The organism is Mesorhizobium sp. RCAM 06353, assembly GCF_059683585.1.
Genome location: NZ_JCASIY010000002.1, coordinates 140,681 through 166,566, shown reverse-complemented (window position 1 = coordinate 166,566; position 25,886 = coordinate 140,681). Strand labels below are relative to the sequence as shown.

Annotated in this window: 19 protein-coding genes and 8 pseudogenes; 9 read left to right on the top strand and 18 right to left on the bottom strand. The window is 60.7% G+C overall.

Annotated elements, in window-relative coordinates:
- Positions 1-325: 325 nt before the first annotated feature.
- Positions 326-553: a hypothetical protein gene (locus tag AC56QX_RS37070; protein ID WP_497118766.1), complete on the bottom strand. Its 228-nt coding sequence runs from the start codon at positions 551-553 to the stop codon at positions 326-328.
- 153 nt (positions 554-706) lie between these two features.
- Here AC56QX_RS37070 and AC56QX_RS37065 point away from each other — a divergent pair, with 153 nt between their 5' ends.
- Positions 707-1,801 carry an IS1595 family transposase gene (locus AC56QX_RS37065; protein WP_497110820.1) on the top strand — a complete coding sequence of 365 codons (1,095 nt, stop codon included), beginning with the start codon at positions 707-709 and terminating at the stop codon, positions 1,799-1,801.
- A 148-nt stretch (positions 1,802-1,949) separates the two neighbouring features.
- Here AC56QX_RS37065 and AC56QX_RS37060 read toward each other — a convergent pair whose 3' ends face one another.
- A complete protein-coding gene (locus AC56QX_RS37060) occupies positions 1,950-2,084 on the bottom strand; it encodes a hypothetical protein (RefSeq protein WP_496628262.1) in 135 nt (44 codons plus the stop codon).
- Here AC56QX_RS37060 and AC56QX_RS37055 point away from each other — a divergent pair.
- A pseudogene (locus AC56QX_RS37055) lies at positions 2,064-2,486 on the top strand (family 20 glycosylhydrolase); the annotation flags it as partial. The gene AC56QX_RS37060 and the pseudogene AC56QX_RS37055 overlap by 21 nt on opposite strands.
- A gap of 4 nt (positions 2,487-2,490) precedes the next feature.
- Here AC56QX_RS37055 and AC56QX_RS37050 read toward each other — a convergent pair.
- The 4 genes from AC56QX_RS37050 to AC56QX_RS37035 form a co-directional block, all read right to left on the bottom strand.
- A complete protein-coding gene (locus AC56QX_RS37050) occupies positions 2,491-3,696 on the bottom strand; it encodes an ROK family transcriptional regulator (RefSeq protein WP_497118765.1) in 1,206 nt (401 codons plus the stop codon).
- A gap of 538 nt (positions 3,697-4,234) precedes the next feature.
- A complete protein-coding gene (locus AC56QX_RS37045; RefSeq protein ID WP_497118764.1) occupies positions 4,235-4,402 on the bottom strand; it encodes a hypothetical protein in 168 nt (55 codons plus the stop codon).
- A 37-nt stretch (positions 4,403-4,439) separates the two neighbouring features.
- Positions 4,440-5,021, bottom strand: a complete 582-nt coding sequence (locus AC56QX_RS37040) for an ISAs1 family transposase (RefSeq protein ID WP_497118763.1) — start codon at positions 5,019-5,021, stop codon at positions 4,440-4,442.
- Positions 4,981-5,595: an ISAs1 family transposase gene (locus AC56QX_RS37035; protein WP_183456831.1), complete on the bottom strand. Its 615-nt coding sequence runs from the start codon at positions 5,593-5,595 to the stop codon at positions 4,981-4,983. Before AC56QX_RS37035 ends, AC56QX_RS37040 begins: the two co-directional genes overlap by 41 nt.
- Before the next feature lie 203 nt (positions 5,596-5,798).
- Between AC56QX_RS37035 and AC56QX_RS37030 the strand changes: the two genes are divergently transcribed.
- The 3 genes and pseudogenes from AC56QX_RS37030 to AC56QX_RS37020 form a co-directional block, all read left to right on the top strand.
- Positions 5,799-6,512 carry a ProQ/FINO family protein gene (locus AC56QX_RS37030; RefSeq protein WP_497118762.1) on the top strand — a complete coding sequence of 238 codons (714 nt, stop codon included), beginning with the start codon at positions 5,799-5,801 and terminating at the stop codon, positions 6,510-6,512.
- A gap of 70 nt (positions 6,513-6,582) precedes the next feature.
- Positions 6,583-7,950: pseudogene (locus AC56QX_RS37025) on the top strand (ISL3 family transposase); the annotation flags it as partial.
- 81 nt (positions 7,951-8,031) lie between these two features.
- A pseudogene (locus AC56QX_RS37020) lies at positions 8,032-8,430 on the top strand (transposase); the annotation flags it as partial.
- A gap of 33 nt (positions 8,431-8,463) precedes the next feature.
- Here AC56QX_RS37020 and AC56QX_RS37015 read toward each other — a convergent pair.
- Positions 8,464-9,408 (bottom strand): LysR family transcriptional regulator, encoded by a 945-nt coding sequence (locus AC56QX_RS37015; protein ID WP_497118761.1) that lies wholly within the window; start codon positions 9,406-9,408, stop codon positions 8,464-8,466.
- Positions 9,409-9,586: 178 nt separating this feature from the next.
- On the opposite strand from AC56QX_RS37015, the pseudogene AC56QX_RS37010 reads away from it, so the two are divergent.
- Positions 9,587-10,283: pseudogene (locus tag AC56QX_RS37010) on the top strand (IS6 family transposase).
- A 112-nt stretch (positions 10,284-10,395) separates the two neighbouring features.
- On the opposite strand, the gene AC56QX_RS37005 reads toward AC56QX_RS37010, so the two are convergent.
- Positions 10,396-11,349, bottom strand: coding sequence for an alpha/beta hydrolase (locus AC56QX_RS37005; protein ID WP_258580682.1), 954 nt, complete (start codon positions 11,347-11,349; stop codon positions 10,396-10,398).
- Positions 11,350-11,543: 194 nt separating this feature from the next.
- Complete coding sequence (locus tag AC56QX_RS37000; protein WP_497118869.1) at positions 11,544-12,062, bottom strand: phenolic acid decarboxylase; 519 nt, start codon at positions 12,060-12,062, stop codon at positions 11,544-11,546.
- Positions 12,063-12,183: 121 nt separating this feature from the next.
- On the opposite strand from AC56QX_RS37000, the gene AC56QX_RS36995 reads away from it, so the two are divergent.
- Positions 12,184-13,053, top strand: coding sequence for a LysR substrate-binding domain-containing protein (locus AC56QX_RS36995; protein WP_258580683.1), 870 nt, complete (start codon positions 12,184-12,186; stop codon positions 13,051-13,053).
- A 208-nt stretch (positions 13,054-13,261) separates the two neighbouring features.
- Here the strand turns inward: AC56QX_RS36995 and AC56QX_RS36990 are convergent, their stop codons facing one another.
- Complete coding sequence (locus AC56QX_RS36990) at positions 13,262-13,939, bottom strand: IS6 family transposase (RefSeq protein WP_497118868.1); 678 nt, start codon at positions 13,937-13,939, stop codon at positions 13,262-13,264.
- A 55-nt stretch (positions 13,940-13,994) separates the two neighbouring features.
- Positions 13,995-15,623, bottom strand: coding sequence for an IS1634 family transposase (locus AC56QX_RS36985; RefSeq protein ID WP_497112866.1), 1,629 nt, complete (start codon positions 15,621-15,623; stop codon positions 13,995-13,997).
- A 292-nt stretch (positions 15,624-15,915) separates the two neighbouring features.
- On the opposite strand from AC56QX_RS36985, the pseudogene AC56QX_RS36980 reads away from it, so the two are divergent.
- Positions 15,916-16,359, top strand: a pseudogene (locus AC56QX_RS36980) (IS66 family transposase); the annotation flags it as partial.
- A gap of 151 nt (positions 16,360-16,510) precedes the next feature.
- On the opposite strand, the gene AC56QX_RS36975 reads toward AC56QX_RS36980, so the two are convergent.
- The 3 genes and pseudogenes from AC56QX_RS36975 to AC56QX_RS36965 all read right to left on the bottom strand — a co-directional run bounded on the left by AC56QX_RS36975 (position 16,511) and on the right by AC56QX_RS36965 (position 18,387).
- The gene (locus AC56QX_RS36975; protein ID WP_497118329.1) at positions 16,511-17,179 is read right to left on the bottom strand and encodes a hypothetical protein; all 669 of its coding nucleotides are present in this window, start codon (positions 17,177-17,179) and stop codon (positions 16,511-16,513) included.
- 220 nt (positions 17,180-17,399) lie between these two features.
- Positions 17,400-17,642, bottom strand: a pseudogene (locus AC56QX_RS36970) (IS5/IS1182 family transposase); the annotation flags it as partial.
- Between the two features lie 51 nt (positions 17,643-17,693).
- Positions 17,694-18,387 (bottom strand): annotated as a pseudogene (locus AC56QX_RS36965) (IS6 family transposase).
- 332 nt (positions 18,388-18,719) lie between these two features.
- Here AC56QX_RS36965 and AC56QX_RS36960 point away from each other — a divergent pair.
- Positions 18,720-19,178, top strand: a complete 459-nt coding sequence (locus tag AC56QX_RS36960; protein ID WP_497118291.1) for an RICIN domain-containing protein — start codon at positions 18,720-18,722, stop codon at positions 19,176-19,178.
- Positions 19,179-19,514: 336 nt separating this feature from the next.
- Here the strand turns inward: AC56QX_RS36960 and AC56QX_RS36955 are convergent, their stop codons facing one another.
- The 4 genes and pseudogenes from AC56QX_RS36955 to traA all read right to left on the bottom strand — a co-directional run bounded on the left by AC56QX_RS36955 (position 19,515) and on the right by traA (position 25,731).
- A complete protein-coding gene (locus tag AC56QX_RS36955; protein ID WP_497118431.1) occupies positions 19,515-19,826 on the bottom strand; it encodes a group II intron maturase-specific domain-containing protein in 312 nt (103 codons plus the stop codon).
- A gap of 123 nt (positions 19,827-19,949) precedes the next feature.
- A pseudogene (locus tag AC56QX_RS36950) lies at positions 19,950-20,554 on the bottom strand (reverse transcriptase domain-containing protein); the annotation flags it as partial.
- Positions 20,555-21,399: 845 nt separating this feature from the next.
- A complete protein-coding gene (locus tag AC56QX_RS36945; protein ID WP_497118759.1) occupies positions 21,400-22,149 on the bottom strand; it encodes a DUF6118 family protein in 750 nt (249 codons plus the stop codon).
- 9 nt (positions 22,150-22,158) lie between these two features.
- A complete protein-coding gene (gene traA, locus AC56QX_RS36940; protein WP_497118758.1) occupies positions 22,159-25,731 on the bottom strand; it encodes a Ti-type conjugative transfer relaxase TraA in 3,573 nt (1,190 codons plus the stop codon).
- Positions 25,732-25,886 lie beyond the last annotated feature (155 nt).

Below are 25,886 nucleotides of genomic sequence, written 5' to 3'. Positions count from 1 at the left end.
TCCCCAGCCATGTGAAGGCTATCGGATACGATCAGGGTTGCAAGAAGGTCAAAGACCGACGCTTGCGACATATCGGCAGCTCTCCGCGATTCTCGGTCCGGTTTCATAGTCAATTGATCGTGCCGCACTGTGGCGGCCGGTGCCATAGCACTTTGGCCTTTCAACGTCTCGCCTGAGGCATCTGATCCGCGGTCGCAGGCAGCTCTCGAAGCCCCGCTCCTGACGTCGAGCACTTCGTGCCGGCTGCAAAGTTCGGCAGATCGCCGAACCAGCCGGGCGAAGCGATGCCGTCGGTCGACACCCAGAAAAGTGTTCAGCAGCTCGGTCAGATTCCTTTGCCGAGATTCGACTGGCTGGCCATCCACCAGAGAAGCAGGCAATTGATCAGATCGTCGCTGTCTGCATCTTCGAGATCGCGGCACCTGATGTTGGGCAGCGCCAGTCGATCGGCGAGTTCATCGAGCAATCCCTCGCGATCGCATCCTTGCTCAAGAAGTGACCCATCCGGAATTTCAACTTTCGCCAAAGCCTTCGGCAGCAACAGCCTTGGCAAAGGGCATTCTCAATCGGGAATTGTTGCATCGAGCAGGGGTCGGAACAAGAGCAGTGCGAAATCGTACGCGGCCCTTATCAACCAAAGACCGCAATATCCTTGTGACCTATAGCCTTTCATGCGATTCTTCGGGCTGGTCTGAAGGAGGTGAGAATGCCTGAAATACTTGCAGCGCTTTCCAACATTCGGACTGTTGAAGAAATGATCGCGGCCTTCCGGGATGAGCAGCATTGCCGTCGGTTGCTGGAAAGCATGGTGTGGCCGGATGGCCGGATCTGCCCCGCCTGCGGATACAAACGCTCGATTGCGCTTGCCGGTCGCGATACCGGCAAGCGTCGCGCCCGACCGGGTCTTTATCAATGTTCCAGCGGCGATTGCCGGTTCCAGTTCACGGTGACGACACACACGCCTCTGCACTCCACGAAGCTTCCCTTGCGTGTTTGGCTGAAGGCAATGTGGCTGTTACTGCAATCCGACAAGGGCTTGTCGTCGGTGCGCCTGGCCGAGGCGCTCGGGGTGAGCCAGCCAACGGCCTGGCGGATGGGACATGCACTGCGTCTCATGGTGGCGCGGGAGAACATGCTCGTCGGCACGGTTGAGATCGACCATTTCCATCTCGGGGGAAGTCCCCGAAAGCGGCCGGATGACCCACCTCCGGGACGGGGCCGGAAAGGCCAGGCGAATACGGACAAAACGCCAGTCATGGCCATGGTGCAGCGGCCGACCGACGTCACGCCCGGCGCTCCGTCCGGTGACGCGCGTGCCGCGGTCGTGACCAGTCTCTCGGCGCGAGCAAGCGAACGCGTCATTGAAGCGCAGATCGAATTGGGAGCTCATTTGATGAGCGACGAGTGGAAGGCATTCATGGCCATTGGTAAGAGCTTTGCCAAGCATGAGACCGTGAAGCATTCCAGCGGTGAGTATGCGCGCGACGCCGTCCACGTCAATTCGGTGGAGGGCTTCAACTCCCGCGTCCGCCGTACCATCGCCGGCGTCTTTCATCATATCAGCCCGCAGCATGCCGACCTGTATTTCCACGAGATCGGCTTCCGATGGTCGCAGCGCGTCGTCTCAGGAAACGTCATCCGCAAAACCCGGCATGGCCGGGAGAGCGTGCGAACCCTGTGGTCGCGCGTGCCGCCTGCGCTGCAATTGACGAATGTTTTTCGCACCGCCACGGGTCGTCAGATGCGCCGAAGCCCGCATGGCGGCATCATCATCAAATCAGCCGTAGCTGTCTTTGGTTGATAAAGGCCGCGTACGATTTCGCACTGCTCTTGTTCCGACCCCGATCAGCGGCGCCACTGCAGCGGCGGCGGGTAGAAGGCGAACAGGGTGAAGCGGACTTTGCCCCGACGAACGCCCAGCATGCGCCGGTGGCGAGCGCACAGTCGGCCTACGTTCCCGTCCATGTCGCGTCGAGGATGCTCCAGCGCAGCAACGGCGGTACGATCCAGCCCAGCAACGCCACCGTGACCACGGTGATGATCGAATTGAACGGCGTGCCGAAAAGCCCGTCATCGACAAGCACAAAAGCTACCTCTGCGGCTGGCGAACGGTGGAAGCTTCAGCGGCACTTGCGGGCGAGGGCTACGCGATGGTGGTGTGCCCCGGCCAGGTCTATTATCTCGACATGGCCAACAGCCCGGCCTGGTCGGAACCGGGTGCGGCCTGGGCCGGATGGTCCGATCCGGAAAAGCTGGACGGCTTCGATCCTGTCGAGGGCTGGACGGATACGCAGAAGACGAAACTGCTCGGCGTGCAGTGCTGTATCTGGTCGGAGCCGATGACCGACCGCGCCGTCTTCGACCGGCTGGTGTTTCCCCGCATCTCGGCGCTCGCGGAAAACGGCTGGACGCAGCCGGAGCGAAAATCCTGGGAGCGGTTCAAGGCGCTGGCCGGGCTGATGCCGGTGCTCTACGGGGCGACGTAGAGACTCAGCCGGAATGCGGTTTTTGCAGAACGTCGAATTGCGGGTTGGTTTCGGAGAAGATCGGCAGTGCCGCGGCGCCCAGAACCGAAGTGTCCTTGCCGGCGGCGCCGACAAGGACCCGCGGCACGGTGCGGGCGCTGGTTGAACTGACCGAGAGGTACAAGGGGTCAAGCCGGCTCGCCAGAAGCTCGATGACGCCGACCGGCATGAAGCCGCCGAGGACCACGGTTTCGGGATCGAGCGCGAGTTCGAGCATGTTGATGGCCTGGCGCAGCGGATCGATTGCCTGGGCGACCCATGCTTCCAGACTGTCGCCATTGGCCAGCAACGCTTCCAGCAATTCCGGCGAGGCATGATCGGGATCGGGGATATCCAGGCACTCATAGGCGGCGCGCAACGAGACGTAGCGCTCAAGACAGCCGCGCTTGCCGCAGCCGCATTCGAGGCCACCGGGCCTGACGATCATGTGGCCGATCTCGCCGGCATTGTGGCGGCTGCCCTTGTAGGGATGGCCGTCAAGGAACAAGCCGGCGCCAAGGCCGGTGCCGATGAACAGATAGACGAAGCTGCTGAGGTTGCGAGCAACGCCGTAGAGCCGCTCGCCGATGGCGGCGGCGGTGGCGTCGTTCTCGACTGTCACCGGAATGCCGGTCAGCCGCTGCAATTCTTCGGCGACGGGGAAATCCTGCCAGCCGGGCAGTGCGGTCGGCCCGACCGAGGTCATGCCCTCGACGTCGAACGGGCCCGGCATCGCCATGCCGATGCCAAGCAGGCGGCCGCGGTCGAAACGAAACTTGCGCATCAGGTCGCCGGCTATCGCGGCCAGCAAGGGCATCGCCTGCGCCGGCGTCGGCCGGTCGACCGGGCGCTCGATACGGGCGCGAACCGTGCCGGAGAGATCGGTGATGACGCCGACCGCCAGCTGGTGGTCGAGCTGCAGGCCGATCGAATAGCCGCCGTCGGGATTGATCGAATAGGGCACCGCCGGCTGGCCGCGGGCGCCCTTCAGCGTGGCCTGCGCGCGAAGCAGCTGTTCGCGCTCGAGTTCCTCGACAATGTTGGAGATGGTCTGCGTGCTCAGCGCCGTCAGGCGCGCGATCGCCGCCCGCGACAATGCGCCGTTGGTCCTGATCGCTTCGATCACCACGCGGCGATTGTGGGACTTGGCCTGTTCGAGATTGGTGCCAGCGATGGCTTTCCTGAGGGTCATGAGCACCTTACCAACGAACTTTCCAAAGAAAACACATCAAGTTGATTTAATTATAGGCAATAGTAGTTACCACTTCTAGTCGATTTCGCTAATGGATCGACATCCGCTCAAGTCCGGACCCATGCACCAACGCCATCAATTTGGGGAAAAGGCGCAGGCGAGCACCGATGGCAACCCGCATTGATTGGTTGAGGTCTGTAGTGCGCTCCGGCGCGATTTCTTCCCCAAGTACCTGCCATCGCCTCAATTGCCGACAGGCGGTCATCGCGTCGATTGACGGCTAACGGCATGTGCTCACAAATGCCATCGAATTGCCGCCGCCGACGCGAGGAGGATCGTCTTCAGCGATCAGTGGTTTGACCTTCCAGAAGGCGATCGGCGGTCTTACGCCCTAGCTAAAGCAGCCCGATCGTTAGTATACGGATCGCCACCGGACTCTACCCGCCGACCCATAGAGGCTGTCGATAATTTTCGCGCCGAGGAGACCATGAAGGAAATAACGATAAAGAACTTCGACAAGTCGCGCGTTTTATTATTTTTACCATGAAGTTAGTTCCTCGACTGTTTCTGCCGACAGACGGCGATCACGAAGCCGCGCCCCTGCAATATTTTCCAGCTCGGCTCTCATCTCTTCAACAAGCGTCTTCGCGCAACGGAACTCCGCGGCAAGGATGTTTTCCACCCGCGCCTGCAGGCCGCCGTTCATACCTGCTGCCACAGCGGTCAGGGCTGTTCAACGCTGATTACAGAGCCTTGTAAGCGAGGATGAGATCGAGGGAGAGAGCGCCGTTCCAGAGGGCTTGAGCGACGTTTTTCGTGCCGTTGTGACGCAGGATGTTGAGGGCGAAGCTGCGGGCTCTGGCCATGATGCCGGGGTTGTCGCGGATACGGCTGCGGTCCTCGTCGCAGGACACGTCGCGGACATAGTGGTTGCGGTTCTCGATGCCCCAGTGGCCTCGGATGAGGGCGGCCCAAGTCTTGGCGGGGAGACCCTGTTCGGAGGAGATATAGTATGAGACCTCGCCGCGCGGCTGCCACATGCCCGTGGCGGCACTGCGGAGCCAAGTTTGGCGGGTGACGCGGATGATGGTCTTGACGAAGGGCTGCCATTCGCTGTCGACGAGGGCCTTGCCGACGGGAAAGACGTCCACGGTTCGATCCTCCTGCCGGGATCGCACTGTGTCGCGTGAGGAGGCCGTGTCGCTGGGAGTGCGGCTGTCGACGATGGCGCGAATCTCGTCATCCAGATTGGGCTGGTTCTCCTTGAGTTGAACCAGCAGATGGTTACCCGTGGCCAGGGCTACGGCGAAGGTTTTTTTGGGCATGCATGGCGTCGAGAGTGAACATGCGCCCGGTCAGGCCCAGCGTGGCGATCAAGTCCTGGGCGGCGGGGATTTCGTTGCTCTTCTCATCGATCGCCAGATGGCCGAGGATGATCTGACCATCGCTGGCGAAAGCACTCAGCAGATGCGCCGCTTTGCGATCGTTGAAGGCGTCGAAGCTGCCGCGCAGCGTCTTGCCGTCAATGGCCACGCACGCCGGCATGACGTCGTCCGGCATGGCGTCGTCCGGCTCTTGGGCCGGGGGCGTCGGCAGGCCGGCCGCATGCTGGCGGAACACCCTTTCGACCTCCGCCCCGTCGAGACCGCGAAGGATGAACCGCACCGTCGAGTAGGCTGGGGCCTTTCGCACCGAGACCCCGAACACGCCGTTCAGGCGGACAAGATGGATGCGGATGAAGGCGTGGACCTGACGATACGAAACCGCCCCGGCCAGCATCGCCAGCACCGTGAACAGCAGGATCGGCGCCTGGGGATACATCTGCCCCTGGCCACGGCGTGGATCGGGGATCTGCGAAAACAATGACAGCAATGTGCCGGGCAACGGTGCAACCCTCATGATTGGTTGCCCTGCATAGATTCAGACAAATCTCCCGGAGGGAATCGCCCTTTTTGCCCGCGACGCATCAAAGCCGATCACAAAGATGTTAGCGTTGAACAGCCCTGCCACAGCGGTTTCGCACGTCCCGATCCCGTCCGGAGGTTTGGAAATACGCGGCTCAGTCGCCGTTCCAGACTGAGAGGGAGGACTGAGCTTTGGCAATGTCCGAACAACAACCCAATGGGCAGCACTTCCTGCTGTCGCCCGCGTGCCGGAAGCGACATCTCATGTATCTCGGAATCCGGGCAACAGTACTCGATCTGGAGGAGCCAGAGCCCGCTGCTTTGCCCTTCGGGACGAATGCCCATTTTTCTCAGACGCACCATAATCGTTGCATATATGCACGCTATGAAGGTCAGAATTGGGAACGAAAACAAATCGGGCGAGGCTTGATCATGTCGACCGCTAGCCGAGGGAAATCGCCCGCACAGCTTTTCCGCCATCTATCGGCAAAGTGGCCTGCGGCGTTCAATCCGAAAGCCCCCAAGCCGCTCAAGATCGGCATCCATCATGACATTCGCGTGCTTGATGGCGAACTGTCTGATGATGAATTGAGGAGAGCCCTGCGCGCCTATACCAGCATGGCCAAATACTTGGCGAGACTGGATGCCGGCGCCGCGCGGGTCGATCTCGATGGCGAGCCGGCCGGCGAGGTATCGGATGCAGACGCGGCGACCGCCAAGGCTTTGCTGTGCGCCCGTAAGGACAAGCAAGAGACCAAGCAAACGCCGGAGCCAAGGGCAGAGCCTGAAGCGCTACCCAAACCGAAACCGAGGCAAACGGCCGTGTTCAAGGCGAAGAATACGGCCGACAGCCCGACCGGAATAGTCGTTGAGACGAAGCGTCGCCGGTCTTTCCGAAAGCCGATGGCTTGATCGTCGCTGAGCAATCACGTTGTTCGAACAGGAAAGCCGCCTAGCTCTGCATTGGCAAGCGCACTACGGATTGCCGATCGCCGGTCGGCGGGTTTTCCTGCGGGTGACGGTTCGCCGTTTCTGGTGCGACCCGTTCTTTGCCGCCGCCGCATTTTTGCCGAGCGGTTTGGCGCCGATATTCTGGCTCCGTTATCGCGAAGGACCGGACGTCTTGAGACGATCGTTCATCACTTGGGGCTCGCGCTTGGTGGCAGGCCGGCTGCGGCCTTTGCCGATCGCCTCATGATGCCGGTGAGCAATGATACCCTGTTGCGTGTCGTGCGCCGCAGGACTGAACAGCGAGCTCGCCATCATCGGCATTGACGACTTTGCATTCCGGCGCGGTCAGCGATACGGGACGATTGTCTGCGATCTCGAACGCCGCAGGCCGGTGACATTGCTGCCTGATCGCGAGCAGGCGACATCGCAGGCATGGCTCATGGGTCATCCGTCCATCACGACCGTCGCGCGTGACCGAGGTGGTGGATATGGCGAGGCGATCGCCAAGGCGTTGCCGTATGCCGATCAGGTGGCCGACCGCTGGCACCTGATGGAAAACGCCAGCCGAGCCTTTCTCGACGCGGTTAGCAAATCCATGCGGCAGATCCGAAAGGCCGTTGGCAGCACCATCATAGATCCGAGGCTTCTTACCTATGCCGAACGACTACAGTATGAGGGATATCAGCGCCGGCAGGAAACCAACGAGGCCATTCTGGAATTGTCTAAGCAGGGCATTCCGATCAAGCACATCGTCAAGCGTACCGGGCATAGCCGCAAGCTCGTCCGTAGCGTCCTGCGCGGCCAGCGCTCCGATGTGTTCCGCGTCCGACAAAGCTCGCTCGAGGAATGGCTCCCCTGGCTGGACAGCCGTTGGGGGCAAGGCGCGCGAAATGCATCGGCGCTCTGGCGCGAAATGCGCGAGAAGGGCTTCCGCGGCCAGATCGGCGTCGTCTCTGAATGGGCGCGGCGCCGACGGCTGGCCGAAAAGACCGATCAAAGCGCGCTTGCCCGCACGCCCTCGGCGCGAACCATCGCCAGGCTCATGACGCTAGCGCGCGACGACCTGTCCAAATCCGATGCCCTGCTGGTCGCGGCAATCGAGAGCAATGTGCCTGACGTGACCATCGCGCGAACGTTGATCGACGACTTTCAGACGATGATCCGATCGAAGGCGGGCGCAGAACTGGATGGTTGGCTTAAGGACGCCAAGGCAAGTCTTGTCGGATCCTTTGCAAACGGGGTCGAAAAGGATATCGACGCGGTCCGCAATGCCATCACATCCCCATGGTCGAACGGCCAGACCGAGGGTCAGATCACCAAGCTCAAACTCATCAAGCGGCAGATGTACGGCCGCGCCAAGATCGATCTGCTCCAGGCGCGCCTTGTCGGTGCAACTTAGGATGAGATCGCAGCGAGAGTGCGTCAGACCCAAAATTGGACGCCGATCCGGGGTCAGTTTTGGAAGCCGTTTGACAAGCACCGCTATTCTGATCTGGCGATCGAGACCACCTTGACGCTGGGCCTTGTGTTTGGCCTGCGGCTGCGCCAGGCAGAAGGCTTGCTGGAATCGGTGCTGCAACTGATGGGGCTGGCGCTCGCTGTCCCCGATCATACCACCCTGAGCCGTCGGGCGCGGACATGGCAATCGCCCAACAAACGGCATGATCGCCAGGTTGCGCCGGAGGGACCAGGGCATGTTCTTGTCGTCAGCACCGGCCTGCAGGTCTACGGCGCGGGTCAGTGGCTGGAGGAGAAGCACGGCGCCAGATCCCGTCGCAGTTGGCGCAAGCTGCATCTGGCACTGGATGCCGAAAGCGGCGAGATCATTGCCCATACCCTGACTGATCAGGACACTGGCGATGTCTCTCAAGTTGAGCCACACCAATAAAAGATCCGTGTACCAACGCCGTGTTCAGGCAGAAATTCCACTTATAACCCCTGTCCAAATTTCCCGATCCAGCTCTGCCTCCTGCATCATTATCTCTCGCATCCAGATGCTTGCCGGATCGCTATTGTGGAGAGCCGGCCACTGGGCGGCTTCGGTGAAACCGGGAAGCGGCAGCGGAAGTTCGACAACCTGAAGGGGAAACGTGTTTTCGAAATGCCTGACCAGCCGGAGGGGCACGGTCGCTATACGAGCTGTGCCGGACACCATTGGCGGGATCATGCTGAAGCCCTGCACGACGACTTCGACACGTCTTTTAAGACCATGCTCAAGCAAGAACCCTTCCTCGATGGAGGGCTTCAGCAAACGTCCGAACCTGACGCAGACGTGCCTCATCGACATGTATCTCTCGAATGTAAGGTGCCGTGGCAACTGCTTGTTCGTGGGACAGCCTACGCATACGAGCCTCTCGTGGAAAAGCGCCACTCTTGGATGCGCGTTCGACATGAACACATCCGGAGTGATCAAAAAATCGACCTCACCACGCCGGAGGACCTCATCGGGGCTGCCGTCGAGAGGCATCAATTCGAATGTGACGGCGGGGGCTTCCCGGGCAACACGCTCCACGACCTTTTCAAAAAACACGAGCGTGACGAAATCGGAAATAATGATCCTGAAGCGGCGATCGGATCGAGCAGGGTCAAACGGATCCGACGAAATAAACGAGGACTGGATGTTTTGGAGAGTCTCGCGGACTGCGGGGCCAAGCGCTGCCGCACGTGGTGTCAGAATACGTTCTCGGCCGCTCATGCTGAACAGTTCATCGCCGAAAAAATCGCGCAGCCGGGCGACGGCCGCACTCATGGCCGGCTGACTGAGGTTGATGCGGCGTGCCGCCGCCGAGAGATTGCGCTCGGCCAGCAGGGCGTCGAGCACGACGAGAAGGTTCAGATCAAGCCCTTTGAAACGCATGCCTGCGGCTATCCATAGAGGGTCGGCATTCCTGGCGTGCCTCAGGCTACCGGTCATCGACCGCGTGGCCGACCATTAGTTTAGCACTTTCTAATGGCGTTGGTGCACGGATCTTTTATTGGTGTGGGTGGCATCGTAAACTTAACTGGTTTTCCAGAAAGATGTGGGATTTAGCGGCATGACCAAACCTGCCCGTGATCCTCTCTATCGTCGCCATCGATTTCCTGCAGAAGTGATTGCCCATGCGGTGTGGCTCTATTTCCGTTTTCCGCTCAGTCTGCGCATGGTCGAGGATATGCTGGCAGCGCGCGGCATCATCGTCTCTCACCAGACCGTGAGGCTCTGGGCGGAGAAGTTTGGCAGACACTTTGCCAATGATATCCGGAGGCGAACGGCCGGCAAGCTCGGTGACAAATGGCACTTCGATGAGGTTGTGATCACGATCGCCGGCAAGAAACACTGGCTATGGCGTGCCGTCGATCAGGATGGTTTCGTCCTTGACGTCCTGGTCCAGAACCGCCGGAGTGCCAGGGCTGCAAAGCGGTTGATGAGAAAACTCCTGAGAGGACAAGGCCGTTCGCCCCGTGTGATGATCGCCGACAAGCTCCGGTCCTATGGCGCCGCAAAACGCGACATCATGCCCAGCGTCGAACATCGCTCGCACAAAGGCCTGAACAATCGGGCGGAAAACTCCCATCAGCCGATCCGAAGGCGTGAGAGGATCATGAAGCGCTTCAAGTCAGCCAGGCAGCTTCAACGCTTTGTTTCCATCCACGACCCGATCGCCAACCTCTTTCACATTCCCCGCCACGACATCTCTGCGAGCAATAGCCATGGAAACATGGCGCCAGATCGCACGCCTTCATGCCGCCTGAACCAAAGGCAGAACTCCAAATCGTGCCTTCGCAGCGTTAAGTTTACGATGCCGGAGCCGGTGCTTTCGGCAAAAGGTGTCGCTGAGTTGGATAGGCAAAGGCACTGACAGTGTTACTTTGATTGAACCAGCTGCTCGCGCAGTACGAATGCGATGGTGTCGAGAGCGAGGTGGGTGGCCGTCAGCACGCCTGCCATTTCGATGAAGCCGTGGACCATGCCGGGGAAATTCCGGCGTATGACCGCCACGCCGGCTTTTTCTAATCGATCTGCGTAAAGCACTCCCTCGTCGTGCAGTACGTCACAGCTCCCCGTTATAACCAGAGCTGTCGCCACATTTTCTACAGACTCGACCACCAGCGGCGACACTCGCCAATCCTGCGCAGCCGTCTTGTCGGGTAAGAAGCTTTCCCGGAAATATTCCATTATGGGACGTGTCAGAGGCGGAACTTCAGCATAGGCGATCCGCGATGGATACGACCATGCGCTGTCTCTGTTGTCGGTGGCCGGATAAATCAAAATCTGGCAGCGTAGAGGGATACCGGCATCTCTTGCCGCGAGGGCCGCGACTGCCGTCAGGCTACCGCCTGCGCTGTCACCGCCCACAGCCAGACGACCGGCATCGACGCCGATCTCCGTGGCATGATCGACAATCCAGATCAAGGCCGAGATAACGTCTTCCGCAGCGGCGGGAGCTGGATGCTCGGGAGCCAAGCGATACTCGACTGATATCACCGCGCAGCTGGCACGATGCGCAATCTGACGGCATACGCGGTCATGCGACTCGATGCTGCCTATAACCCATCCACCGCCGTGGATGTAGATCAATGCCGGTGCGGCATCCTCGGGTACACCATCAGGACGGTATAGACGAAGCGGAATTGCTCCCGCAGGTCCTTCCGCGGCGAAGTCCGCGACCTGGTTTATCGCGACCACCGGTCCGCCCAATACTGCGCTCTGATCGCAATATCGCTGCCGCGCGTCAGCCACGCTAAGCTGATCCATCGACGGGGCGGGTTGTTCGTTTATTTTCGCGAAGAGATTTTTCACTTCAGGATCGATATACATCGAAAATAGACCTCGTCTGTTTCTCGCCCATTTCTTGAGCAGTGGTATGATTACAGGCTTTAAGCATTGCAACGGCGACATTGTTGATGCGGTCGTCCGTGGCCATGAAATATGACTGCACGTGGGCGAGATCGAACCTGGCGCATGCGGAAGCAGCGACAGTCTCGTGATCGGCAGGGTGCGAAGTCGCCAGATCAGCCGCGGCGCGCAGCATAGCCGTCGGGAAGATCCGCCGGCGCGCAGTCGATTACGGTCTCGTCGCGCTCGCCCCGATCCTCGATGAATGTAACAGGAGCAAACTCGTCGATCACAAGCTTGGGATAGTGGGGCCCGGTATCTCGATAGGTTAGCATGGCGTCCAAGTGATCATTCTGGAAACAAATGGTTTTTTCCGGGGCTTGAGCTACCCATCGCGGAAAAAAAATAATTCCGTGTAGCTGTCTCTCAGCGAAATTGATTGCCACGCTCACAGTGGTGCCGGTGGGCTCGTCCCACGAAATTTTGCAGACATCATCACTCAACCGGATGATATGCGCTTCTTGATCCCGGACCCACCGCCCACCGACCATGCCACTGTGGATACGGTAGTCGATGGTACGAGAGTCCTTGAGATACATTTCGTACTGCCAGCCATTCTCGTAGGTATAGATGAAGTGCTTGCCGATGAAGCCCTTCAACTGCTCCGGTTTGGTTGATCCAAATGGATCATTCATTATGCGCTCCTTGATTGCGGTAGCAATTCGTGACTGCCATAGCTTCACATAGGGGCGCGAATGGGGAAGGGCCAATACTTTGATTTGCTGGATCGATACCAATTCGCTATAGATCACCACCATGGAACTTCGTCATCTCCGTTACTTCGTTGCCGTTGCCGATGAAGGCAGCTTCACTCGCGCAGCAAGTCGCCTCAACACGGTTCAACCGTCACTCAGCCGTCAAATTCGCGACCTGGAGGAGCATGTCGGCGCGCGCCTCCTCGAGCGAACCAGTCGTCGGATATCGTTGACGGCGGCCGGGGTCATTCTTCTTGCTGAGGCTCGATTGTTGCTAGAGCATTCCGAAATGGCCTTAGAGCGCGTCCGGCAGGCGGCCAAGGCAAATGCGCACTCACTGTCGCTAGGCTTTGTCCCTGGCGTCGAAATCGAGGAACTCCCACGCGTCATGGGTGCTGTCGGCGGCAGCCTCGGCAGTGGCGAGATTGTACTGCGGAGCCTACCATCCCCATTGCTCATCTCAGCCCTTCGTGAAAGGCGCGTTGATGCCGGCTTCATTCGGCCATCCAAGCAATCTCAGGGTTTGATGGCGAAAATCATTCGTCGGGAGCGGCTCATCGTCGCACTGCCTGTCAACCACCCACTCGCCGCTGAAGCTTCCTTGAACATTCGACAGCTGGTGGGGGCACCAATGATCGGTGTGTCCGCCAGCGATGCGCCGGTACTTTTCGATATTATTCAAACATATGCAGCTCGGCACGGCGTCGAGTTCACTTCAGCTTATGAGTCCGAGAACTTGGTAATGGCCTTATCGCTCATCAGTACAGCGGGCGGCATATGTCTGTTGCCGCAACGGTCCACATTGCTGTTTCCGAAAGGAGTCGTCGCGGTTGAACTTGACGGCGACGCACCGACTATCGAACTGGCACTGGCATGGCATCACGAAAACACATCTCCCGCCTTATCAGCATTTCTGCAACACTTCGCATGAGGCTTTCCGAGACACCGAATAACCAACGCGGCCATCTCATAGTCAGTATCCATCCGAGGTGGGCCGCAGGATTTTTGCGGTCGCGCGTGGTACCATTGCGGAATGGAGATCGACGAAGGCAAAATCGATGATGCAGTCTTGGCTCTGCTATGGCTGAGGCGCTGTCACATTGTTTGAAGGGTGGACGCGCGGAAGCCCACAGCTGTTGTCAGGCAATCTTCAACGCCGCGGCCTTCCATTCTGCCATGGCATTGAGGCGGTGAGTTCGGATCTGCGTGGCGGACCTGTTTGAGCGGGAGGGGACAAAGAGATTGCGTATGGCGGAGAAGACGGAGACGAAATGCTGAAGGGAGCCAATGCTGCGGAAGCCTTGCCGAATTCGCTCCCGCTTTCGAAACGGCAGGTGAGAGTTCTCCGCCCGGTTGTTGAGGCCCTTGTGCGACCGGTGCTCGATATCGGGCATGACCTGACGTCTTGCCGCTGAATAGGAGCGCAGCTTATCGGTGACGATACGCTTCGGCGACAGGCCTTGCTTCTTCAGCAGACGAATGAGCAGACGCCTGGCCGCCTTGGTATTGCGGCGGGTCTGCACGATCTCATCCAGCACATAGCCGTCCTGGTCGACGGCGCGCCACAGCCAGCACCGCCTGCCGTTGATGCGCACGGCTACCTCATCAAGATGCCAGACATCGTCTTTCGATGGCGCCTTGCGGCGCAGGCGACGTGCATAATCGGGACTGTGCTTCTTTCCCCAGCGGCGGATGGTCTCGTAGGAGACGACGATCCCCCGCTCCAGCAGCATTTCTTCAACATCGCGCAGGCTCAGCCCGAACCGGTAATAAAGCCAGACCCCACTTAAACACCGCCTGTAAGAATATGTTATTATATCAGCACGTTAGGCGCGCGCCGGCGCGTGTTACCACTACATTTTGGGGATGATCTCAGGCGAGTTGTTCGTCGAGGTTGTGTGGCAGAGCGATGCCAGATGCCTTGAAGACGTTGCCCACTTGGCCCGTAACGTGGGTTCTGGTGGTGATGATGCGACCATCCTTTTCTATGGTGGCTTCCTGGAGGCGGTCGAGATCGCGTAGGAGCGGCTGCCATTCGGGCGTCAGGCCTTTGGCCCGGCAGAGGCGGCGCAGTTCCTTGCTGAGCACGAGCGCCAGGAACGAGCAAAACACATGCCCGCGGATGGCGGCATCGGATTGGTGGAAGATCGGCCGGGTATTGAAGGTTGCCTTGGCGGCGCGGAACAGGCTCTCGACCTCGAGCAAATCGCGATACCGCAGCACGGCCTGGAGCGGGGTCACCTTCGCGTTGGTCCGCACCACGGTGAGGCCGTCGTACCGGGCTTCCTCGGCAAGCTTGCCGACATCGATCTTGAAGTTCTTGCCGCTGGCCTTGAGGTAACGCCGGTAGGCCGAGTTGCCGACCAGTGCCTTGTCGCCCTTCTTGAGCTGTGCCTCGAGGCCGGCGATGATCGCCTGGCGGTCGGCCTTGTCCTTCTCGGCCTCGGCGTCATTGCGGCTGACAATGTAGCGGTCTTTACCGACCTTGACCTCTTTGACCCACAACTGAGTTTCACCGCGCTGGCGCTCGAGAACGAGCGGAACCATCGGTGCCGCGTCATTGAGCACGACGTTGTGGATCACGCTGCTCGAGCGTTCGCGGGCCCCCAGAATGTATTCCATGCCCAGCTTTTCGAGCGCGGCGATGGTATCGGCGCTGATCATGCCGCGATCGGCGACAACGCAGGCGCGTGTGACGCCGAAGCGCGTTCGCAGCCGATCGACCACCGGCAACAGGACGGTCACGTCAGCGGTGTTGCCGGGCACCATCTCGGTGCAGATCGGCCGGCCCTCGGCATCAACGACCAGCGCCAGGATCATTTGCGCCAGATCGGGGCGGAAGTCCTTGGAATGCCCGCGCTTGCCCAGCGTCTCGCCGCCCGCGCCATGGAAGGACAACGAGGTTGTGTCCATGAACACAAGGCTGAGGTCGGTGAACAGGTCCTGCCGGCGCGCGAAGAGCTTTTCCTCGATCACGTCTTTCACGCAGCGCGCCACCAGCGCGCCTTGCGCCTTTTCGCCGAGTTCCTCGCCCAGCCACGCCATGGCCCGGTAAAAGTGATGGAGCGCCAGACCCTCGGCGCCCTCGATACCATAATCGGCCATCCAGTTCGCGCAGTCGCGGTCCGAGCCGGACACGAACAGCCGATGCAACGTGCCAATGAACACCGCCCGTTCCACCGCAAAGCCGAACTGGCGCCCCTCCAGCACCTCTTCCAGCACATCGCCGATCCCGAGCCGCTGCCACAGCCGCCCGAACAACAGCGGACCGCCAATGCGGCGAGAGGCAATCCGCCCCGCGTCAATGTCGGACAGGATGAGGCTGCGTTCGCCATGGCGCGCAATCGAGGCCGCCAATCTGTCAAGTTCGCCGCTGGCAACCAGCGCATCCTTGCGGCCCAGCGCCTTTATCGTGCGCTGGCGAACGGTTTTGCCGTCGCGGACACTTTCCACGAGGTAGAGATAGCGGTGGCCGCGCGCGACTCTCTCAACGACAAACATGCCAGCGTTGTTAGCGAATAAATGCCGTCAAATCCATACAGAACCACGATAACAGCACAAATGTTGTTACCACACATTTTCGCGCCGGAAATTCAAGGCAAGTGAATTCAATAGCTTAACTGACAGCGTTCGCCATCCGTTCACCTCCAACTGTTCAAGTCGGGCCAGACGGCATGAGCAACGATTTCGATCGGGAAGCGATGGTTCTTGTAGGTGGCGCATGCTTCGACCATGCCAACCTGACTTATCGTCAAACCGTTAAGCCAAAATCAATGTGACAGCACCCGTCGACATCATGCGCCAGTTGATCTGGTGGTTCTATCGCGACCTCAAGAGCTACCAGCGTGCTCCTTGTCCGCGCCGCGCGGCGGCCCTGCGCGCGCGCTTCGACCGCCTGTTCAAACGACGAACCGGCTACGTCATGCTCGACCGGCTTCTTGCCAGGCTGCATCGCCGCAAGCATGAACTCCTGCGCGTTCTCGATCGTCCCGAGATCCCACTCCACACCAATGGTTCGGAAAACGACATCCGCACCTTCGTCACCAAGCGCAAGATCTCCGGCGGAACCGTCAGCGAGGCAGGCAAGAACGCCCGCGACGTCCTGCTCGGCCTGATGAAGACCTGCATCAAGCTCGACGTCTCATTCTTCCGCTATCTCGGCGACCGCCTCGGCATACCAACACAAGAGTCGATTCCGCCGCTCCCGGATCTCGTTAGGCAAGCCGCTCAAGCCTGACTGCCCGGTAATCTGCCCCGGTTACGTCAAGAATCTGCGCGGCGCGATGGAAAAAGCTCTTTACTGAGTTAATGTGACATCCCCGTTCCGGGCTCATCAGATCCACTACGACGGCCCCAGTGCAGCTCCGAAGCGCGAAATTTCGCGCCTTTCAGCGGCGGCCGAAGGCAAGGACCTCGGCTGTGTAAGTCTCCACGACCAGGCTGAAGGGCTGGTTCACCCCGGTATAGAGGATGGCACGGTGCCGCAGCACCTCGCGGGGAATGGCCAGCTCCCCCTTCCCCGCCGCCGGCAGCGGCGCGCCCATCTCCCACCCCTTGGGCAGCGGCGACCACAGCAGGTCGGCGCTAATGGTCTGGCGACGGAAGTGCAGCGGCTGGACCACTTTCCCGAAGGGCTGGTCGGTGGTGTCGAGCACCTGATTCATCTGGGGTGTGAGGCGCGACGGTACGTACCAGTTATCGGCCTCGGAGAGCACGAGCTCGCCACAGGCGAGCTGCACGCGGCGGTAGTGCACGGGTTCGTCAGCGCTGATGCCTAATGCCTGGCGGGCATTATCCGGAAGCAGTTTGTCGTCGCCCTTCACGCGATGGGCCACAATCTTCGCCTCCGGCGCCAGCCCGTGCTCACCACACCACCGTTCCAGCGTGAGGGTGGCGCTTGGGTGGCTGAGGAGGTCGGCGTTGAGCGTTTCCAGCAGGGCTAGGACCTGGGTGCGGGAGGCGGCGTCGTTGGCGAAGAGGGTGCGGGCCTCGGAAGGTGACGAGACGGTCCCCATCATGGCGAGGGAGGCTGCTGCGATGAAAATTCGAGTACCCATGGTCCGAAACCCTTTGCGTTGCGTTACGAGCGCGTTTGCAGGAACGCAACCTGTGCGCTAATTTAAAACATTGTAAGCGCGTAGGCCACCCCACGTAGCGTACGAGTTTCTGAACGCTCATTTTCTGCATGAGTCATGCGGAGAATCCGTAATTACCCACCCCTCGCGCGTTGGTGCATGGGTCCGGACTTGAGCGGATGTCGATCTTTGAAGCGGCAGACTATGCCGTGGCCGCCTTGCGGCGGGCGAATTTCGGGCGTGCGCAGGCAAGCATGCGGTTGAGGACGGCGCAGCCGATGGCGACTTCGGTCTGCTGAACGGGAAGCGACCGTGCCCGCAAACGCCGCCCGATGGTGGACTTGTATCGCCCTATGGCGGTCTCGACCAGCGAGCGTTTGCCATAACCGTTGGAGACCTGCCATTTCATCCGGCCGTCTCTGCCGATTGCGGCGATATGCTGGTCCGGCGCTGTCACATTGTTTGAAGCGTGGACGCGCGGAGCCCACAGCTGTTTTCAGGCAATCTGCAACGCCGCGGCCTTCCATTCTGCCATGGCATTGAGGCGGTGAGTTCGGATCTGCGTGGCGGACCTGTTTGAGCGGGAGGGGACAAAGAGATTGCGTATGGCGGAGAAGACGGAGACGAAATGCTGAAGGGAGCCAATGCTGCGGAAGCCTTGCCGAATTCGCTCCCGCTTTCGAAACGGCAGGTGAGAGTTCTCCGCCCGGTTGTTGAGGCCCTTGTGCGACCGGTGCTCGATATCGGGCATGACCTGACGTCTTGCCGCTGAATAGGAGCGCAGCTTATCGGTGACGATACGCTTCGGCGACAGGCCTTGCTTCTTCAGCAGACGAATGAGCAGACGCCTGGCCGCCTTGGTATTGCGGCGGGTCTGCACGATCTCATCCAGCACATAGCCGTCCTGGTCGACGGCGCGCCACAGCCAGCACCGCCTGCCGTTGATGCGCACGGCTACCTCATCAAGATGCCAGACATCGTCTTTCGATGGCGCCTTGCGGCGCAGGCGACGTGCATAATCGGGACTGTGCTTCTTTCCCCAGCGGCAGATGGTCTCTTAGGAGACGACGATCCCCCGCTCCAGCAGCATTTCTTCAACATCGCGCAGGCTCAGCCCGAACCGGTAATAAAGCCAGACGGCATGAGCAACGATTTCGATCGGGAAGCGATGGTTCTTGTAGGTGGCGCATGCTTCGACCATGCCAACCTGACTTACCGTCAAACCGTTAAGCCAAAATCAATGTGACAGCACCGCCCATCGAGCGTATCAGTTTTTCAGGTCCTCGTGGTCCAGTCCGAGGGGTTCACTCCAATGCCGGGTCACTTCTCAGTGGCAATCAACAGAGTGTCCTGACATGTTACCTGTGGCGACGAATTCCAACATAAAGTCCAAGGATAGAAGATAAGACAAGTACTACACTTTTATAACGCACATTTCACAAACCTTATCTGAAACGTTACCTGCAATCGACCCCCTCCATGCTAAAACTCAAGGGCTTCAATTTTCGGAAAGGATAGCGTCATGTCAGAAAAGATTATTCGGTGGCTAGATAACCCCAGCTACGGTTTGGGCGTTAGTGATCAGTTCGTCGGCGCAGCCGTGGGGCTCTGGCCCCTCAGTGGAGGACACGGCGCTAACCTCGTTTGGGATATTGATGTGAGCAAGAATGCCATTCTGCTCCATGCGGGCGGCAAAGCCTTGGCCCTTGATTTCAAGAATGAAAGGATTGCCTCCAATGTTCCGCTGGTGCTTTCCGAATATACGGGCACGCCGACGAAGTCCCAGAAATGGGACCTCATCACCCGTCCAGGCTACATCACCTCCGTCGCCGACCGGACCCTAGTTGTGGACAACGAAGGGCGAGTGACCAAACCGGGAAATCCCGGGTTGGGCTTTACCTTCAATGGCGGCAGGGCGCAGCAGTGGAGAGTCACGGACCTGTTCGAGGTCGTCCGGGAGTTTGCTGACGACGCGTCGTAATACTATGAGCGGCAGGGCGCTGATGATAGCAGCAGCGCCCTCGTTGGCTTGGTTAGCGACCACATAGGTCATGGCTTGTGGCGCTGAGCAAACAAAAAGCCCCCCGACTTGCTAGCCCGGAAAATTCATGGTGGGTTGGCGGATGTAGTGCAAGCCATTGAAATGACGTAGGATTTGGTTGCTTACGCCGATCCGCGCCATTTCCCGGAGACCACACCCGCCAGTAGAGTCGAGGAAGGGCGCGGTGGCTTGGGCCGTGTTGGCATCGCTCCGTTTCCCTTCCCCGCTCATCAAACCGGACGTGCGGATTTCCCGCATCCGGCTTTCCGACTGGTTTCATCGTGAGGCACACGGCGGCGGTCCAATGTGCACGCGTCGAAGACGCAGGACACCAAGTTTTCCGAAGACAATGTCGTCGGAGAAACGCTGTGTGCCGCGTCCCTGCACCTTGTGCCGTTTGCGCAGGAAGGTGCGAACACGGTCATAGACGTGGTTGTCGACCGCTCGATAGGCCGGCAAGCGTGTTCCATAGCCAAAGTAGCCTGACCAGCCGCGCAGAAGCCTGTTCAGCCGGGTGCAGACCACGGGCCACGGCTCTTTGTTACCGTTTACCAAGTGATCGCCAATCTTCGTTTTGATCCGTTGCACGCTCTTCTTGGATGGGCTCGCACCCAGGTACCAATGGCCGTCTTTCCGGTAGCGGTGAGGTCCGAACGTATAGCCAAGGAAGTCGAAAGGCTCCGTGCGGGCATCCTTCACCGAGGTCTTGGCCTCGTTGAGTGTCAGCCCGAGTTTCGTCATCACCGTCCGCGTCCACGCCAGCGCCTCGACCGCGTGCCCGCGGCTGAGGATGACGAAGTCATCGGCATAGGAGATGACATGCGCACGGAACGCCTCGCCGCGTCCGGTGAGCCGCCAATGTTTCAGGAACCGGTTCATGTAGATGACCGAGAGCAGCGGGCTTGCGACTCCACCTTGCGGCGTGCCGCGCGTGCTGCTCTTACCACCGCTCACGTGCCGTTTCCCGTCACCGTCCCGCTCTTCGATCGGCGCTTTCAGCCACAGCTTGATCAGCCGCAGCACGTGCCGGTCGACAATGCGTCGGGCCACCGATTTGAGGAGGTCCGAATGCGGATCGTGTCGAAGTATTTCGACAAATCGGCGTCTACCACGTCCGTGTGGCCCCGGCAGACAAGCCGGTGCACTTCCTTGATTGCGTCGGTCCCACTGCGTCTGGGCCGATAGCCATAGGCACCATCCTCGAAGTCCGCCTCGAATATCGGTTCCAGCACCAGCTTCGCGACGGTCTGAACCACCCGGTCCCGAATGGTCGGGATGCCGAGCGGACGTTCGCCGCCCCCCGGCTTCGGGATCATCACCCGTCGCACCGGCTGCGGCCGATAGGTCTTCGAGACAAGTTCCTCGCGCAGGCCCGCCAGCCACCTCTCCGCGCCTTCAGCCTCGATCTTCGCGAAGGTCACATTGTCCACGCCCGGCGAACCCGCATTGGCGCGGGCCAGCGCATAGGCATGGCGCAGCATGTCCTCACGGCAGATCTTGTCGTAGAGCACGTAGAAGCGGAAAGCGGGCTCCGCCTTCGCCTTACGGTACAGCTTCCTCTGAAGGTTCCTGATCTTTTCGGGTGTTTCGAGGCTCATCGCCAATCACCCCCTCCTCACCAACGTCAAAAGCACACCAGAAGTCAGGGCCCTTCCCTCCACCGGCATTACCCGGCTTCAGCGGTATTATGACCCTGTCCGACTCCCACCGGCACCGCCGCCCTGACGGCTGCGTTGAGGCCGCTACCCTCATGCCGAGCGGGTCTCCCCCGTTACCCGTATCACCCTTCCGACGTGCCGTGCCCATTACCCCGGCGGATCGAACGGGTGCACATGTCGATTGCTTCCCCGTTCGCGCGGCCTTCCCCGAAATTCAGGCGGGTCGGCATCCACATCATCACTTTCGAGGCCTGCTCAGGCTTCACTCACGTTGCGGCCCATCGGATTGCTCAACCGCCCAAGGCGGCCTTTGTCACGAGGCTTCGACCCGGTCAGTTGCCCGACCGAGCCGCTCGTCAGCTACCAGACCAATCGACTACTATCTGGGTGGAACCTTCCTCCACTGGTGATACGCGCCTTCGGGGCGCACTGAATTTTTCAGGTTAGATCAATAGGCGACTACATAGGTCACGGTTGACCGTCGCCAGCAATTCAAATCGCTTCTATGGCTGTACCGGCGCTACCACTGTGATCGTGCATTTCTGATCCTCGCCGGCCTTGGCCGCTGCTTCGCGGCACGCCGCCACCTCGGCCTTGTTCGCTGCAATGAGCTGGTCGGCCGCCGCGACCCTTCTAAAATCCGCTGTGCTGGCAAAATCCATCAAGCTCATGCCAGCCTGCCATGGCGTATCCCCCATGACGAAGCTGGCCACAAGCGGCGCGGCCGAAAACGGCAGCACTGCCGGCAGGAACAGGGTCGCAAGGATGCCGCCGACGACGCCTGCCGCACCGATCCCCCACAGATAGCGGTTCTGGATATGGCGCTCCCGGGCGCTGTCGAGATGGCCGGTCAGCTCGTGCGCTACCCGCTGCAAATCGCGGCTCTCGTTCTGGAGCTGCTGCGCGGCCGTCTTCACCAGGCTCTCGCCGCTGCGCTCGAGCGCGCGGGCATAATGCTCCGGCCCATTTTTCAGGATGGGCGATTTCTCGACGGCTTCAAGATTCTGGGCGACGATGCTGAGCTGCTGGACGATCTGACCAAGGTCCGTGCTGTAGTCGGCCGGCTGCTGGAATCTATCCAGCTGGTCGAACGCCGCTTCCACACCCCTGCGGATGACGGTCATCTCCGCGCCGATCTGCGCGCCCTGCGTCTCGACCGTCCGGCGTAGCGCCGCGAACGCCTGCGCCGGGTCCTCGTCCCCCTGGCGGTCGATGTTTCCCGGCTCGAATGGCTCCCCGTCGTCGTCCGTCATGCCTGCTCCTTATCGTTCAAGCCCGAGGTCGCGGCCCCGGGTAAGCTGCTGTTCCATCTGCTGGGTGATTTTCTGATCCCGCTGAAGCGAAGTTATGCCGAGTTCCTGGGCGCGGCTGCGCACGATGGATTCAACCTGCGGGTCGCGCTCGATGCTGCCGGCGACTTTGCGCATTCGCCCCTCGACCTGGCCGCGCGCCTCGTCATGCTGCCAGCCGCGAAGCGCCTGGCGCTCGCTCTGTAGCTCCTGCCACGTATTGATGAGCCGATCGGCCCTGACGTTCGGGTCGGCCTGCAAGGCACGCTCCCGGTCCATGCCTTGAACGAGCTGGCCAACCCGCTCCCGGCCGGAAAGCTCGTGCATGGCGCGCTCGGTCTGTGGATCATATTGCATGGCCGATATCACCAGGCGGGACGCTCCCGGCCGCAGCTGATCGAACTGCTGGCCCGCCTGCTGCAATTCGGCTTTCTGGCCTTCCAGAACCGGAAGCCCCTGCCGGTCCTGCCGCTCGACAGCGCTCCAAGCACGGGCGAAGCGGTCAATCGACTGCTCGAAACCGGACATGCGGCGCAAACGATCGGCCTGCCGATCTTGCGCCGGCGCCAGCCGCTCGCTGCGCTCCTGGGAAGCCCCACGGCCGGCGTCGAGCTTGAGGCCGTCGAACATACCGCGCCGTGGCTTCTCGGCCTGCTGCGGGCGTTCCGGGTCCATATGCGGACCTTTCTCGGCGGCACGGTCCTGCTGTGGCCGCTCGGCCGTCGCGCCGCGCCCGAATTTCAACCCCGCGAACCGGCTGCGCTGCTGCCGATCGTCGCCACGATCCTGAGCGAGATCCTCAGCACGATTTTCCGGGCGCGGATCTTCGCCCACTTTTTGCGAAGATCCGCGCGCAAGGGAACGTCCCTCGCTGCGCTCCGCCGTCGCCTCCCGGTCCGGACGGATTTCAATATCGCTCTTGATCCCGAACCGCTCGGAAAGCCCGCGCCGTTCGGCAAATTCGCCGGCATAATCGAGCGTCGTTTCCTTCACGCCTGATCGACTGAGACGGTTTTCGAGCTGCCTCAGCGCCAGCTCGTCAGCGCTTTGCACCTTCCATGTATGGCGCTCGGCCATCCCGCCGTCCGGAAGCCGCACCGTTTGCGACCCGTCATGCTCAAGCCCGATCTTGTCCCCAACCTGCGGCGCAGCCTCCTTCATCGCCCGTTCGAGGTCCACGCCCCAAATCGTGTGTTGCTTGCTGGCCTCGGTTTCCAGCGTCACATAATAGCTGTCGCGGTTTTTCGGGTTGTTCTCATAGGGGGCGGTCCCATGCTCGACCAGCCGGCCGGCGCGACGGTCGGTGAACTCGTCCATGCCGGCATAGAGCTGCGCCCCGTCGCGATGCCGGGTCATGGCAACATAGGTCAGATGCCGGTCCATCGTGCCCGACGCCAGCACAAAGGCGCGATCGACCGTCGCGCCCTGGTTCTTGTGGATCGTGGTCGCATAGCCGTGGTCGATGGCCTGATAGGCGCTCATCGGAATGCTGATCGTGTCACTCTTGCCGTCGAGCTGCGCCACCATCATGGGGCCGGCACCCGATCGGCCGGCCTCGACGTGATCGACCGTGCCAAGCATGCCGTTCTTCACGCCCAGGTCGCGATTGTTTTCCAGAAACACGATCCGGTCGCCCGGCGCGAACGCCCGTTTGCCGTCATTGGTCTGGAATATAACCTCCCCTGCAGCGTCACCCTGCGCCAGTACGCCGCGCTCCTGCAGGGCGGTCCTGATCTCGTCATTGATGGCCCGAACATCGGCGCGGCGGTGCGCCATGGCAACCCTTGTGCCGTCCGGACGCTGCTCGCGATCGGCAAGGTAATCGCGCACGATCTCGCTGCGCGCACCGTCCTGACTGTCGCTAAGCCGGATATCGCCATGCTGCCGATAGGCGGCCAGCCCCTCGGCCGTCTTATGGGTGGCAAACGACACCGACGCCTCGCGCTGCCAGTCCACGCGCTGCCGGCGGATTTCGGAAAGTTCGGCATGGCCGATCTGCTCGGCAATCGCGCGGAAGGGTGCGCCGGCGCCGATCGCCTGCAACTGCTCATGATCGCCAACGAGAACGATCTTCGCGCCGCGCTCCTCGGCCTCGCCCACGAACCGGGCAAGCTGCCGGCTCCCCACCATGCCCGCCTCGTCGATGACGAACACGTCGCCGCGGTTGAGCTGACCCCGGTCGTTCTCCCAACCGCGGGACCATGACGCCAAGGTGCGGCTCCAGATGCCCGAAGATTCCTCCAGGCCCTCGGCCGCCTTGCCCGACAGCGCCGCCCCATGGACGGTATAACCCTCTGCCTCCCACGCCTCCCGGGCGGCCGCCAGCATCGTGCTCTTGCCAGCGCCGGCGAAGCCGACAACGACCGCGATCCGCTCCCGGCCGGTGACATGCTCGATCGCCGCCCGCTGCTCGTCCGAAAGCCGCGCGACCGGATCGCCGGCGCTCTGCTGAATGGCGGCGTCCTGGCGCTCTATGGCCCGCTCGATATGCCGGCGATCGACACCATGGTTGCGCGCCTGGTGCATCCGCTCGGCAGAAACCGCCAGACCGGATTCGATCCCCACCATTTCGCGCGTCGAATAGCGGGCAAGCTCGATCTCGCCCGTCGCCGGGTCCGCACGCTCGGCCTGAAGCTCGACCAGGGCCGGCGATGCCATCACCTTGGCAAAGGCGTCTCTAAACTCTCCAATGTCATCGTTGATATAGCGATGCAGCGCCCGCGCGATATCGTGCCGGTCGAACACGCTCTTTTCACCGCTGATGAGGGTCAGAACCTGTTCGGGCTTCTCCCGGATGATCTCGGCATTGCGCTGCGCCGCCTCCGCGTCCAGCCGCGCCCGATCGACATCCTGACCGCGCCGCTCCATCTGCGTGGCATGAACGCCCATATGCTCGGTCGGCACCAGTGCAAGGCCACGCTCCGAATGCGAGCGATGGTCAATCCGAATATCCAGCCCCGCCATGGCAAGCCGCTCGTTCGCCATCTGCTCCCACGACTGGCGAATGTCGCGGAGCTGCATATGCGAAGTCGGCAGATCGTTCGACAGCAGCCACTTGTTTTCCCGCTCGATATAGGTCTTGTCGCCAAGCCCATCGGCCGTAACCTGCCGCGTCGTCATCATCACATGCGCATGATGGTTGCGAATGTCGGTATCGCCATTCGGGACATGGATGGCAAAATCCACCGCTGCGCCATAGCGGTTCGCCAAGTCCTGGGCGAACTCTCGCGTTGCCTCAAGCCGCTGCTCGGCTGTCAATTCATGCGGTAGCGCAATCTCGAACTCGCGGGCCACGCGGGCGTCCTTGCGAACCTCGGCTTTCTCGGCGGCATTCCACAAAGCCGATCGATCTCGCGCCCATTCGGCAACCACGCCTTCGGGCAGCACGATTTCAGAATGCTCCACGCCCTTCTTGTGCGTGAAATCATGCGTGATCCCATCGCGCTCATTGGTCAGCTTTTCGGCAGAGCGATAAGCGACGGCCGCAACAGCGCTGCGGCCTTTGCCGCGCGCCACGGGTTTCATGCTTAAATGATAGATCGCCAATGCACGTTCTGCCTTCTCTGATCTCCGATCAGCGCCCTGAGTTACGCAGTAACTCGTAAGTGCGCCCTTGAAACACTGCTCGCTCCGCTCTCGAATGCCTACGGTGTGGCGCTGCGGCAAGCTCTCTGCTATCTGACTGAAGCCCCCAATGTGAC